Consider the following 13,253-nt stretch of genomic DNA (forward strand, 5'->3'; position numbering starts at 1 on the left):
CGTGAACGACAAATCCGCCCTCCCTCCGCACGATATCCCCGGCGAAGCGATCGATCTGCAGATCGCCGACGTGCTGGCCGCCGTCCGCTACCCGGCGAACAAGGATGCGATCGTCGACGCCGCGCGCGACGCCGGCGCGAGCAACGAAGTGCTGTCGATGCTCGACGGCCTGCCCGAACAGGACTATGCGGACGTCGATGCCGTCACGCGCTGGATCGCCGGCAACTTCGGCCCCGGCCTCGGGATTTGAGCGCGCGCGAATAACGCGATAGGATCGGGCGCACCGGTCGCATCGCGGCCGGATGTATGCTGCCCGGCGCCAAGACCGGGCATGACCGCACGAGCGCCCGGGGGAATCCATGGAAGGCATTCTGATCCAGCACACGTCGCGTCGGCAGCTCTGGTTCGGCGCGCTGACGGCGCTCGTCATCGTGCTCGCGCTCGGGATCGCCGTGCCGCACGCGAACGTCGCGCTGCCGGTCGTCGAGCCGTTCATGCCGATGTGCGCGCTGACCGTGTTCACCACCGCGAGCATCGCCGCCTTCTTCCTCGGTGCGCAATTCACCGTCACCCGCCAGCCCGTGCTCGGTGCGCTCGGCGGCGCCTATGCATTCACCGCACTCGCCGTCGCGCTGCAATTGCTCACCTTTCCCGGCGTGTTCGCGCCGCAGGGCTTGCTCGGCGCGCGTCCGCAGAGTGCCGCGTGGATGTGGGTCTTCTGGCATGCCGGCTTTCCCTGCTTCGTGATGGCCGCGCTGCTCGCGCGCGAGCGACTCACGCGGGCGCCGGTCGGCGCCGCGCAGACGCGCCTGTGGACGTTCGCGCTGGTTGGCGGCCCGGCCGTCGCGGCCGCGCTGCTGTGCATGCTCGCGTTGAACGTGGCCCTGCCGCCCGCGTTCCATCCGCCGGCCGACACGGCCGAGCTGCCCGTCAACGGGATCGCGCTGGTCGTATGGATCCTCAATGCGCTCGCGCTCGTCGCCGTGCTGGCCGCCGGCCGGCTGCGCACGACGCTCGACCTGTGGGTCGCGATCGCGGTGCTCGCCGGCCTCACCGACACGACGCTGAACCTGCTGACCACGAACCGCTTCACCGTCGGCTGGTATCTCGCGCGCGTGTTCAGCATGTTCACGCCCGGCGTGCTGGTGTGCGTGCTCGCATGGGAAGTGACGAAGCTGTATCAGCAGCTGTTCGAAGCACATGCGACGCTGGTTCGTTCGTCCGCGCGCGACGGGCTGACCGGCGCGTTCAACCGCAGCCACTTCAACGATCATTTCCATACGCTGTTCCTGCAGGCGCGGCGGCAAAGCGAGCCGTTGTCGCTGCTGATGGTCGACGTCGATCACTTCAAGGCCTACAACGACGCGTTCGGTCACGTGAAGGGCGATGCATGCCTGATCGCCGTCGCGAATGCGCTGGCCGGTGCGGTGCGACGTCCCGCCGATATCGTCGCGCGCTACGGCGGCGAGGAGTTTGCGATCGTGCTGCCGAACACCGGCGCGCGCGGTGCGCGGGTCGTTGCCGAGGAAGCGCGCGAAGCGGTGCTGCGGCTCGATCTCCCGATGCCTTCGTCGCCGGCGGGGCGCGTGAGTGTCAGCGTCGGTTGCGCGACGGTGTCGGCCGAGGATCTGTCGACGCCGGATGCATTGATCGAAGCTGCCGATGCCGCGCTATACCACGCGAAGGATGCGGGGCGAAACTGCGTCGTCGTGGCGTGAAAACGTCTGCGGATTGGCGATTTGTTACGGTCATTGTGACCGGAATAATCCGCCGTTACGGATTGCGGCACCGGGAAACGATCGCTTACAGCCGCTGTTGACGGCGCTCGCTATGCTGGATTCATGTCGAATCCGAGCAGGTGAACGCGATGAAGAAAACCCTTTTGCTGATTGCCGGCGTGGCCGTGTTGTTGAGCGGCTGCATCGTGGTGCCTGATGGTGGCGGGTATTACGGTGATGGCGGGTATTACCATCATCATCGCCATTGGGATTGATGCATTCCGCTTCGGCTGCCGCGATGACGCCGTCCGGATCGGATCAGCCGATTGATCCGGACTGCCGCGGGATGACCTTGGACAACCTTGGGCGCCCGTTTATTTCCCGATACAGAACCTGCTGAAAATCACCCCCAGCAGGTCATCCGAAGTGAACTCGCCGGTAATCGCATTGAGCTGCTCCTGCGCCAACCGGAGCTCCTCCGCAAACAGATCGAGCGATTGCGCCCGCTGCTCCGCGTGATCGGCCGCCTGCGCGAGATGCTCCTGCGCAGCCCGCAACGCAATCAAATGCCGTTCGCGCGCCAGATAAACACCTTCGGCGCCCGCCTGCCACCCCGCGATCCGCAGCAACTCCGCGCGCAGCATGTCAATCCCGTCACCGCGCTTCGCCGACAGATGCACCTCGGTCAGGTCGCCTTCGGCCGCCGGATGGTCGACGCACGCCGGCACGCCGGTCAGATCCGTCTTGTTCAGCACCCGCACCACCGGCACGCCATCCGGGAATCGCGCCGCGATCGACTCGTCGTCCACCGTCATCCCCGTGCGCGAATCGAGCAGGTGCAGCACGACGTCCGCGCGCTCGATCTCGCTCCATGTCCGCGCGATCCCGATCCGCTCGACTTCGTCCTCCGTCTCGCGCAACCCGGCCGTATCGATGATGTGCAACGGAATCCCTTCGACCTGGATCGTCTGCGCGACCTTGTCGCGCGTCGTGCCCGCGATCGGCGTGACGATCGCCAGTTCCGCGCCGGCCAGCGCGTTCAGCAGCGACGACTTGCCGACGTTCGGCTGCCCCGCGAGCACGACCGACAACCCCTCGCGCAGCAGCGCGCCCTGCCGCGCGTCGCCGAGCACGTGCGCCAGTTGCTCGCGGATCTTCGCGAGCTTGCCGCGCGCGTCGGCCGCTTCCAGGAAGTCGATTTCCTCTTCCGGGAAATCGAGCGTCGCCTCGACCAGCATCCGCAGCGTGATCACATCCTCGACGAGCGCGTGGATCTGTCGCGAGAACGCGCCGTCGAGCGAGCGCCCGGCCGAGCGCGCCGCCGCTTCCGTGCTCGCCTCGATCAGATCGGCGACGGCCTCGGCCTGCGCAAGGTCCAGCTTGTCGTTCAGAAACGCGCGCCGCGTGAACTCGCCCGGTTCCGCGAGCCGCAGCCCGAAGCCGCGCCCCGCATCCAGGCAGCGCTGCAGCAGCAGCTGCATCACGATCGGCCCGCCATGTCCCTGCAGTTCCAGCACGTGCTCGCCGGTATACGAATGCGGCGCGGGGAAATACAGCGCGATCCCGCGGTCGAGCGGCGCGCCGTGCTCGTCGAGGAACGGCACGTAGCTCGCATGGCGCGGCGCGAGCCGCTGCCCGCACAACGCGTCGATCAGCGGCAACGCGGCCGCCTCGCCGCCGCGCCCGAACGACACGCGGACGACGCCGATGCCGCCCCGGCCGGCAGCGGTGGCAATAGCGACGATCGGATCGGAATCGGTAGCAAGCATGGGAATCGGATGAATCGGGTGAACGGATGGTCAATGATGCAATGATGCGCCCGCGCAACGGTGCGGGCATCGGGACGCCGGCATTGTAGCGTGCCGGCCGGCGCGCTACCGGACGCCGCGTCGGTTTCGGAATCGCCCGAATTTATCCCGACGGAGCTAAGGCGAGTATCAATTCCACGCTCGCCCATACTGTCCATTTCGGACGAACAGGCCTGCCGGATTGGCCCGACGCTGCGCCCCCAATTCCTCGATACGGCCCGCGGCAGGTTGGGATTCATCCAAATAGGCTACGTTTAGCCTATATGGTTGTCTGAAAGGCGTCGGTGGAATTGCACAATCACCCCATGCCGACACCCGAAGAAAAATCAGCGTTTTCGGAACGCCTGAAATTCGCCTTGAGGCGCAGTCCGGAGAAGATCACCGGCGCGACTGAACTCGCGAACCGGTTCAATCTGCGTCACCATGGCGCGCAGCCGGTTTCACCGCAAACCGCGCACAAATGGCTGACCGGCCGGACGATTCCGACGCCGGACAAACTCGAAACGCTCGCCGACTGGTTGCGCGTCGAACTGCATTGGCTGCATTACGGCCCGTCGCCGAGCGTGACCGAACATCCGACGCCGCAACCGCTGCCGCGCGACGAGCGCTATCCGCCGACGCCCGAGACGATCGAACTCGCGTCGAAGATCGAGTCACTGCCGCCACATCAACGCTACCTCGTTCAGGAACTGATCGAGCAGTTCTACGGCAGCGACGCGAAGATCGACGTGAAGAAGGCCTGAACGGAAGCGGTCGACCTCCACACACGCCGCCGCACCGCCACCCACCGGAAACGAAAAAAGCCGCATGGAAAAAACCATGCGGCTTTTTTACGTGCATCGCGGGCGGCTGGCCGCCCGCGTATGCGACGGGCGTCAGGCCTTCTTGCCGCCGCCGAGCTTGCGCGTGATGTAGTACTGCTGCGCGATCGACAGCACGTTGTTCACAACGTAGTACAGCACCAGACCGGCCGGGAAGAAGAAGAACATCACCGAGAACGCGATCGGCATGAACTTCATCATCTTCGCCTGGACCGGGTCCGGCGGCGTCGGGTTCAGGCTCGTCTGCACGAACATCGAGACGGCCATCAGCACCGGCAGGATGAAGAACGGATCGCGCTGCGACAGGTCGTGAATCCAGAGAATCCACGGCGCACCGCGCATTTCGACCGAGGCGAGCAGCACCCAGTACAGCGAGATGAACACCGGAATCTGGATCACCACCGGCAGGCAGCCGCCGAACGGATTGACCTTCTCGGTCTTGTACAGCTCCATCAGCGCGGCGTTCATCTTCTGCGGATCGCTCTTGAAGCGTTCGCGCAGCGCCTGCATGCGCGGCGTGATTTCCTTCATGCGCGCCATCGACTTGTAGCTCGCGGCCGACAGCGGGAAGAACACGGCCTTGATCAGGACCGTCAGCAGCACGATCGCCCAGCCCCAGTTGCCGACGAAGCCGTGGATCTTCTCGAGCAGCCAGAACAACGGCTTCGCGATGATCGTCACCCAGCCGTAGTCCTTCACGAGCTCCAGGCCCGGCGCGATGCCTTCGAGCATGCGCTCTTCTTCCGGACCGGCGAACATGCGTGCCTGCACGTCGGCCGACTGGCCCGGCGCGATCGCCGCGACCGGCTGCTTCACGCCGACGCGGTACAGCGTCGGGTCGATCTTTTCAGCGTAGATGTCGCGCTTCACGCCCTGCTGCGGAATCCAGGCCGATGCGAAGTAGTGCTGCACCATCGCGACCCAGCCGTTGTCGGCGGAGTTCACGAAGTCGGCCTTGTTCTTGTCGAGGTCGCTGAAGTTGATCTTCTGGAAGTGCTTCGCGTCCGTGTAGACCGCCGGCCCGAGGAACGTATGCGAGAACATCGGCGTTTCGACGGCCGTGTTGTCGCGCACCAGTTCCATGTAGACCGTCGGCGTGACCGGTGCCGTGCCGACGTTGTCGATCTTGGTGTCGACGCCGATCACGTAGCTGCCGCGCGTGAACGTGTAGGTCTTCACGACCTTCACGCCGCCCTTCACCGGCGATTCGAACGACAGCTTCAGCGTGTTCTGGTCGCCCGTCAGCGACGTCGAGCCGGGGTTCAGCTGCGTGTAGACGTCGTTGTGGTTCGGGAAGTCGCCGCCGAGCAGGCCCGAGCGCGCGAGATACGTGTGGCCGGCCGTGTGGTCGAACAGCGTGATGTACAGGTCCGGCTGCTTGCCGTCGCCCTGCTTCTTCAGCGTCAGCTTCGCGAGCGTGCCGCCGCGCGTGTCGATTTCGCCGTCATACACGTCGGTCGAGAACTTCACGAGCTGCGCCTGCGCGGCCGGTGCCGTCGTCGACGGTGCGGCGCCTGCTGCTGCGGCAGGCACTTCACCTGCGGTCGTCGTCGCGCCCGTGCCCGATGCACCGCCGGCAGCCGCGGGGGCCGTCTGTGTGGCGCTCGGGAAGAACATCGACGGGCGTCCATGGTCGCGCTGCCAGTTGTCGTACAGCATGACAGCTGACATGAAGAAGATCACCCATAGGACGGTGCGTTTGATATCCATGCGTTGTCTCAGAGTCGATGGGACCGCGCGTCGGCTTCGCCGCGAGCGCGAGTGTCGGAGTTGGGCGGCGGGACGAGGTCGATGCCGCCCGCGGAAAACGGATGGCATCGGCACACGCGCCTGACGGCGAGATACGTGCCGCGCGCGGCGCCATGATACTGGATTGCCTCGCGCGCGTAATCCGAACAGGAAGGATAAAAACGGCAACGGTTGCCGAGCATCGGGCTCACGGCAACCTTGTAGAAGCGCAGCAAGGCGATCAATACCGTTTCCATACCTTGGGCGGCGCCGTTCGACGCCGCGTCAAAACCGGCCGGGCGGGCGCGAACGCCGCGCCACGGACGGATGCGTCACTCGGACGCGGGCTTCGACGCCCGGCGCGCGATCTCCCGGACTGCCCTGTCGAGCAGTTCGCGGATTTCGGCCGCGCACATCGCCGCGAGCGGGGCGGAAGCCGCACTCGGCAGCGCTTTCTTGTCGAAGCGCGTGTGCTGCCGCAGCAGCAGGTCGTAACCGGCGAATTCGGCCCGGCGCAGGCGAAATGCGTCGCGCGCCAGCCGCTTCACGAGGTTACGGGTGACCGCTCGCGGCGCATACTTCTTGCCGATGACGAGCCCCAGACGGGCGGGCTGGCCAGTCGGCTTGCCGTAGATCACGAAGTGCGCGGAGCGCCGCCAAGGGCGCAAACGAAAAACGGATGAAAATTCATCCGTTTTCAGAAGTCGCGCAGCTTTCGGAAAGGCGGCTTTCGTCTGCGACGGATTCGCACCCGGCTCGACGGCACCTTCCGCAGGACTGCGGACGGCGGACACAGCGCGCAACCTGCCTTAGATGGCGAGGCGCTTGCGGCCCTTCGCGCGGCGAGCGTTGATGACCTTGCGGCCACCTGCCGTCTTCATGCGGACACGGAAGCCATGGGTGCGCTTGCGGCGCGTCACGGACGGTTGGTAAGTACGTTTCATGATGTTCTCACTTGTTCGAGAATGTCGAAATTCAGGGGACCGCGTGCCCTTAACCGGAGGCATTCGGGCGAACGCAATCGCCGGGAATACAGGATTGGTTTTCGCGGAACCCGTTATTTAAACCGTTTTTCTCTTGACGGTCAATACTTTAGGAGTCGTCCGCCTGTGCCGGCCCACACCGATCCGGCCCCGCGACCCACAATCCCGGCCTGTGGATAACTCGCGCTGTGGCCGCGTTTGGCGGTAGAATCTCGCCTTATCTCCAAGAATCCCGCACGCCGCTTCGGCCCGCGCCTGCCCCGCCAACACTGTGTGAGCAGGCGTCCGAGGCACGCTCGCACGACCGCTTCGGGCCTTGTTGCGCAACCGCGACAAGGGCGCCGGCGAGCCGCGCTGTGCATGCAAAAAACGACAGTTACTTGATGAACGATTTCTGGCAACACTGTTCCGCACTGCTGGAGCGCGAGCTGACGCCCCAGCAGTACGTGACGTGGATCAAACCCTTGGCCCCGGTGGCCTTCGATGCGTCGGCGAACACGCTGTCCATCGCCGCGCCGAACCGCTTCAAGCTGGACTGGGTCAAGAGCCAGTTTTCGGGTCGGATCTCCGATCTGGCCCGCGAATTCTGGAACACGCCGATCGAAGTCCAGTTCGTCCTCGATCCGAAGGCCGGCATGCGCAGCGCCCCCGCAGGCGCCGCGGCCGCCCCGCGCGCGCCGCTGGCGCCGAGCGGGCCTGCCGCGACGGTCGCCGCGATCGCCGCCAACCTGACCGCGAATGCCGCCGCCGCGCCCAGCGCGCCGGCCGACGTGCCGATGACGCCGTCGGCGGCCGCCGCGCACCACCTGAACGCCGACGACGCCGACATCGACCTGCCGAGCCTGCCCGCGCACGAAGCGGCCGCCGGCCGCCGCACGTGGCGCCCGGGCCCCGGCGCCGCACCCGCCAACGGCGGCGAAGCCGATTCGATGTACGAACGCTCGAAGCTGAACCCCGTGCTCACGTTCGACAACTTCGTGACGGGTAAGGCGAACCAGCTCGCGCGCGCCGCCGCGATCCAGGTCGCGGATAACCCCGGCATCTCGTACAACCCGCTGTTCCTGTACGGCGGCGTCGGCCTCGGCAAGACCCACCTGATCCACGCGATCGGCAACCAGCTGTTGCTCGACAAGGCCGGCGCGCGGATCCGCTACATCCACGCCGAGCAATACGTGTCCGACGTGGTGAAGGCGTACCAGCGCAAGGCGTTCGACGACTTCAAGCGCTATTACCACTCGCTCGACCTGCTGCTGATCGACGATATCCAGTTCTTCTCCGGCAAGTCGCGCACGCAAGAGGAATTCTTCTACGCGTTCGAGGCGCTCGTCGCGAACAAGGCGCAGGTGATCATCACCAGCGACACGTATCCGAAGGAGATCTCGGGCATCGACGATCGCCTGATCTCGCGCTTCGACTCCGGCCTCACCGTCGCGATCGAGCCGCCCGAGCTGGAAATGCGCGTCGCGATCCTGATGCGCAAGGCGCAGTCGGAAGGCGTGAACCTGTCGGAGGACGTCGCGTTCTTCGTCGCGAAGCACCTGCGCTCGAACGTGCGCGAGCTCGAAGGCGCGCTGCGCAAGATCCTCGCGTATTCGAAGTTCCACGGCCGCGAGATCTCGATCGAGCTGACCAAGGAAGCGCTGAAGGACCTGCTGACCGTGCAGAACCGGCAGATTTCGGTCGAGAACATCCAGAAGACCGTCGCCGACTTCTACAACATCAAGGTCGCCGACATGTATTCGAAGAAGCGTCCGGCGAACATCGCGCGGCCGCGGCAGATTGCGATGTACCTGGCGAAGGAGCTCACGCAGAAGAGCCTGCCGGAAATCGGCGAGCTGTTCGGCGGGCGCGATCACACCACCGTGCTGCACGCGGTGCGCAAGATCGCGGACGAGCGCAGCAAGGACGCGCAGCTCAACCACGAGCTGCACGTGCTGGAACAGACGCTGAAGGGCTGAGCGCGCGCACCGCGCTTGATAATTCGGCCTCCGCCCCAATTTAAGGGGGGCGGTTCGGTTTTGAGGCACAATACTGGTTTGACCGCCCCGGTGGTGGCGGGCCAAGAGCCCGGCCGGCGGGGCGCTGCGAGGCTGCTGCGCTGCAGGCCGTTACTCAACGAAGGAACTCTATGCAACTGGTCAAGACCGAACGAGACACACTCCTCAGGCCGCTGCAAACGGTCAGCGGCATCGTCGAACGCCGCCATACGTTGCCGATCCTCGCCAACCTGCTGATCACCAAGAACGGCCCGGACGTTTCATTCCTGTCGACCGACCTGGAGCTGCAGATCACCACGCGCGCCGATTTCGGCGTCGGCGGCGACCAGGTGGCCACCACCGTCGCGGCCCGCAAGCTGCTCGACATCCTGCGCGCGATGCCTGACGGCCAGGTCACGCTGTCGCTCGCCGACAAGCGCCTCACCGTTCAGTCCGGCAAGAGCCGCTTCGCACTGCAGACGCTCGCGGCCGACGAGTTCCCGACCGTCGCGCAGGCGAAGGATTTCGGCGCCACGCTCACCGTCCCGCAGAAGTCGTTCCGCCAGCTGCTCGGCATGGTGCACTTCGCGATGGCGCAGCAGGACATCCGCTACTACCTGAACGGCATGCTGCTCGTCGTCGACGGCGACCAGCTGATGGCCGTGGCCACCGACGGCCACCGCCTCGCGTTCTCGTCGATGAAGCTCGAAGGCGGCACGTTCGGCCGCCAGGAAGTCATCGTGCCGCGCAAGACGATTCTCGAGCTGCAGCGCCTGCTCGAGGACATCGACGACACCGTCACCATCGACATCGCGCAGACCCAGGCCAAGTTCACGTTCGGCCAGGTCGAGCTCGTGTCGAAACTCGTCGAGGGCAAGTTCCCCGACTTCCAGCGCGTGATCCCGAAGGCGCACAAGAACACGTTCGAGATCGGCCGTGAAGAGCTGCAGCGCTCGCTGCAGCGTGCGGCAATCCTGACCTCGGACAAGTTCAAGGGCGTGCGCTGCATCATCGCGCCGGGCCAGCTGAAGATCATGTCGACCAACGCCGATCAGGAAGAGGCGCAGGAAGAACTGGAAATCGCCTATCAGGGCGATACCGTCGACATCGGCTTCAACGTCACGTATCTGCTCGACGTGCTCGCGAACCTGAAGGTCGACACCGTGCAGGTGAGCCTCGGCGACGCCAGCTCGAGCGCGCTGATTACCGTGCCCGAGAACGACGAGTTCAAGTATGTCGTGATGCCGATGCGCATCTGACGCGCTCGACATCACGATACATACCAGGGGGCGGCAAGCCCCTTTGGCGTTTTTATGGCGAACCGACAACCCGTCCCTTTGGTGCCTTTCAGGTGCCTCGGGCGGGCCAGGAAACTGGAGCGGCCCGGCGATTTCTCTCGCTGAAACGCACCGCGCCGCCACGAGAGTGGCCTCGCAGAACCGGAAGATATCCATGAGTGAACAGCACAATTCGCAACCCGATAACAGCAGCTACGGCGCCTCGTCGATCCAGATCCTCGAGGGTCTGGAAGCGGTGCGCAAGCGCCCCGGGATGTACATCGGCGACACGTCTGACGGCACCGGTCTGCACCACCTCGTATTCGAGGTGCTCGACAACTCGATCGACGAAGCGTTGGCCGGGTACTGCAACGACATCCACGTGACGATTCACGCCGATAACTCGATTTCCGTGACCGACAACGGCCGCGGGATTCCGACCGACGTGAAGATGAACGACAAGCACGAGCCGAAGCGTAGCGCGGCTGAAATCGTGATGACCGAGCTGCATGCCGGCGGGAAGTTCGACCAGAACAGCTACAAGGTGTCCGGCGGCCTGCACGGCGTGGGCGTGTCGTGCGTGAACGCGCTGTCGAGCTGGCTGCGCCTCACCGTGCGCCGCGACGGCAAGAAGCGTTTCATGGAGTTCCATCGCGGCATCGCGCAGGACCGCGTGCTCGAGACCGTGGACGGCGTGGAAGTGTCGCCGATGCATGTTGTCGGCGATACCGAGAACCGCGGCACCGAAGTGCACTTCATGGCCGATCCGACCATTTTCGGCACGGTCGAGTATCACTACGACATCCTCGCGAAGCGGATGCGCGAGCTTTCGTTCCTGAACAACGGCGTGCGGATTCGTCTCACGGACCTGCGCTCGGGCAAGGAAGACGATTTCGCGTTCGCCGGCGGTGTGAAGGGCTTCGTCGAGTACATCAACAAGACGAAGACCAACCTGCACCCGACGGTTTTCTTCGCCAACGGCGAGAAGGACGGCGTGGGCGTCGAAGTCGCGATGCAGTGGAACGACAGCTACAACGAAAACGTGCTGTGCTTCACGAACAACATTCCGCAGCGCGACGGCGGCACGCACCTGACCGGCCTGCGGGCCGCGATGACGCGCGTCATCAACAAGTACATCACCGACAACGAAATCGCGAAGAAGGCGAAGGTCGAGACGACCGGCGACGACATGCGCGAAGGGCTGTCGTGCGTGCTGTCCGTGAAGGTGCCGGAGCCGAAGTTCAGCTCGCAGACGAAGGACAAGCTGGTTTCTTCTGAGGTTCGTGCGCCGGTTGAAGAGGTTGTGGCGAAGGCGCTGGAAGAATTCCTTTTGGAAACGCCGATCGACGCGAAGATCATCTGCGGGAAGATCGTTGAAGCGGCGCGGGCGCGGGATGCTGCGCGGAAGGCACGTGAAATGACGCGACGCAAGGGCGTGCTCGATGGCGTCGGGCTGCCGGGCAAGCTCGCGGATTGCCAGGAGAAGGATCCGGCCAAGTGCGAAATCTACATCGTCGAGGGCGACTCGGCAGGTGGTTCGGCAAAGCAAGGGCGTGACCGGAAGTTCCAGGCGATCCTGCCGCTGCGCGGCAAGGTGCTGAACGTCGAGAAGGCGCGCTACGACAAGCTGCTTTCGTCGGAACAGATCGTCACGCTCGTGACCGCGCTTGGGTGCGGCATCGGCAAGGACGATTACAACCTCGACAAGCTGCGCTATCACCGCATCATCATCATGACCGACGCGGACGTCGACGGTGCGCACATCCGGACGCTGCTGCTCACGTTCCTCTATCGCCAGATGCCGGACATGATCGAGCGCGGGTATGTGTATATCGCGCAGCCGCCGCTTTACAAGATCAAGGCGGGCAAGGACGAGCGGTATCTGAAGGATGACGTGGAGCTCAACGCGCATATGCTGCGGTTGGCGCTGCAAGGGTCGGAGCTGGTGCCGGGTGAGAATGCTGCGGCGATTTCGGGTGATGCGCTTGGGGAGTTGGCGCGGTCGTATCTGCTGTCGCAGAGCGTGATCGAGCGGTTGAGCCGGTTGTATGATCCGGCAGCGCTGGAAGCCGTTATGGACGGGGTGGTGATCGATCTCTCCAATGAGGCTTCGACTGAGGCTTCGGCTAAGGCTCTTCATGCTGCTTTGCATGATGAAGCGCTGAAGAACGAAGTGCGGGTCGTGCCTTCGTATGACCCGGTTCGCGAACAACGGTCGCTGCATGTCGAACGCACCCATCACGGCAACGTGCGAGTTTCGGTCATCGACCAGGAATTCCAGCACACGGCGGATTATCAGCAGCTCGTGACCACCGCGAATACGTTCAAAGGGCTTATTGGGGAAGGTGCGGTTATCAAGCGCGGTGAGCGCAGCATGGCTGTCGCGGACTTCAAGAGCGCGATGAAGTGGCTGCTGGCGGATGCTGAACGCAACGTCTCGAAACAACGCTATAAGGGGCTGGGGGAGATGAACCCCGAGCAGCTGTGGGAAACGACGATGGATCCGGCCGTGCGGCGGTTGCTGCGTGTGCAGATCGAAGACGCGATCGCGGCGGATGGGATCTTTACTACGCTCATGGGCGATGATGTCGAGCCGCGGCGGGCGTTTATCGAGTCGAATGCGTTGCGGGCGGGGAATATTGACGTTTGAATCTCGTTGTAGCGGGACCCATAAGGTGAGATTTTGGGAAGCATCCACTGAGATATTTATTGTTTTTTGCCTCCCGATAGCTCGGATTTATGGCGCTTAGCTTGACGCCACTCTGCACATAACTACGGCCGCCTCATTGAGGTGGCCGTAGTTTTTTCAGCCTAAGCTGTCCGCGCCGACGGAATTTTGAGCCACCGGGCCGATTGGATTTTGAGCCGGGGTGGAGACCGGTCTATAGCAGGACCGGTTGTGGATAAGTGTATGGGTTTCCGGGGTCGTTGTCCTCCTGCGT

The 13,253-nt window shown here is 64.3% G+C and carries 12 protein-coding genes; 7 read left to right on the forward strand and 5 right to left on the reverse strand.

Features of this window, described 5'->3' with window-relative positions; translation table 11 throughout:
- Position 1: 1 nt before the first annotated feature.
- The 3 genes from HWX25_RS25580 (at position 2) to HWX25_RS33790 (ending at position 1,993) form a co-directional block, all read left to right on the forward strand.
- Positions 2-250, forward strand: a complete 249-nt coding sequence (locus HWX25_RS25580) for a DUF2795 domain-containing protein (RefSeq protein ID WP_175911198.1) — start codon at positions 2-4, stop codon at positions 248-250.
- Positions 251-359: 109 nt separating this feature from the next.
- Positions 360-1,718: a sensor domain-containing diguanylate cyclase gene (locus HWX25_RS25585; RefSeq protein WP_059819981.1), complete on the forward strand. Its 1,359-nt coding sequence runs from the start codon at positions 360-362 to the stop codon at positions 1,716-1,718.
- 149 nt (positions 1,719-1,867) lie between these two features.
- Positions 1,868-1,993: a hypothetical protein gene (locus tag HWX25_RS33790; RefSeq protein WP_256980637.1), complete on the forward strand. Its 126-nt coding sequence runs from the start codon at positions 1,868-1,870 to the stop codon at positions 1,991-1,993.
- Between the two features lie 99 nt (positions 1,994-2,092).
- Here HWX25_RS33790 and mnmE read toward each other — a convergent pair whose 3' ends face one another.
- Positions 2,093-3,487 (reverse strand): tRNA uridine-5-carboxymethylaminomethyl(34) synthesis GTPase MnmE, encoded by a 1,395-nt coding sequence (gene mnmE / locus HWX25_RS25590; RefSeq protein ID WP_175911200.1) that lies wholly within the window; start codon positions 3,485-3,487, stop codon positions 2,093-2,095.
- 344 nt (positions 3,488-3,831) lie between these two features.
- On the opposite strand from mnmE, the gene HWX25_RS25595 reads away from it, so the two are divergent.
- A complete protein-coding gene (locus HWX25_RS25595; protein WP_175911201.1) occupies positions 3,832-4,269 on the forward strand; it encodes a helix-turn-helix transcriptional regulator in 438 nt (145 codons plus the stop codon).
- A gap of 132 nt (positions 4,270-4,401) precedes the next feature.
- Here the strand turns inward: HWX25_RS25595 and yidC are convergent, their stop codons facing one another.
- From yidC to rpmH, 4 genes are all read right to left on the reverse strand, one after another.
- Positions 4,402-6,057, reverse strand: coding sequence for a membrane protein insertase YidC (yidC, locus tag HWX25_RS25600; RefSeq protein ID WP_175911203.1), 1,656 nt, complete (start codon positions 6,055-6,057; stop codon positions 4,402-4,404).
- A gap of 8 nt (positions 6,058-6,065) precedes the next feature.
- Positions 6,066-6,332 carry a membrane protein insertion efficiency factor YidD gene (gene yidD / locus HWX25_RS25605; RefSeq protein ID WP_006750110.1) on the reverse strand — a complete coding sequence of 89 codons (267 nt, stop codon included), beginning with the start codon at positions 6,330-6,332 and terminating at the stop codon, positions 6,066-6,068.
- Between the two features lie 75 nt (positions 6,333-6,407).
- Complete coding sequence (gene rnpA, locus HWX25_RS25610) at positions 6,408-6,869, reverse strand: ribonuclease P protein component (RefSeq protein WP_031401531.1); 462 nt, start codon at positions 6,867-6,869, stop codon at positions 6,408-6,410.
- A gap of 15 nt (positions 6,870-6,884) precedes the next feature.
- The gene (gene rpmH, locus HWX25_RS25615) at positions 6,885-7,019 is read right to left on the reverse strand and encodes a 50S ribosomal protein L34 (RefSeq protein WP_004198824.1); all 135 of its coding nucleotides are present in this window, start codon (positions 7,017-7,019) and stop codon (positions 6,885-6,887) included.
- A gap of 422 nt (positions 7,020-7,441) precedes the next feature.
- Between rpmH and dnaA the strand changes: the two genes are divergently transcribed.
- The 3 genes from dnaA to gyrB all read left to right on the forward strand — a co-directional run bounded on the left by dnaA (position 7,442) and on the right by gyrB (position 12,961).
- Positions 7,442-9,016, forward strand: a complete 1,575-nt coding sequence (gene dnaA / locus HWX25_RS25620) for a chromosomal replication initiator protein DnaA (protein ID WP_059819985.1) — start codon at positions 7,442-7,444, stop codon at positions 9,014-9,016.
- A gap of 170 nt (positions 9,017-9,186) precedes the next feature.
- Positions 9,187-10,293: a DNA polymerase III subunit beta gene (dnaN, locus tag HWX25_RS25625; protein WP_006756934.1), complete on the forward strand. Its 1,107-nt coding sequence runs from the start codon at positions 9,187-9,189 to the stop codon at positions 10,291-10,293.
- A 193-nt stretch (positions 10,294-10,486) separates the two neighbouring features.
- Positions 10,487-12,961: a DNA topoisomerase (ATP-hydrolyzing) subunit B gene (gene gyrB / locus HWX25_RS25630; protein ID WP_175911207.1), complete on the forward strand. Its 2,475-nt coding sequence runs from the start codon at positions 10,487-10,489 to the stop codon at positions 12,959-12,961.
- Positions 12,962-13,253: the final 292 nt, after the last annotated feature.

Origin of the sequence: Burkholderia sp. BCC1640 (assembly GCF_902833125.1) — a bacterium.
In the GTDB taxonomy this organism is placed as follows: domain Bacteria; phylum Pseudomonadota; class Gammaproteobacteria; order Burkholderiales; family Burkholderiaceae; genus Burkholderia; species Burkholderia diffusa.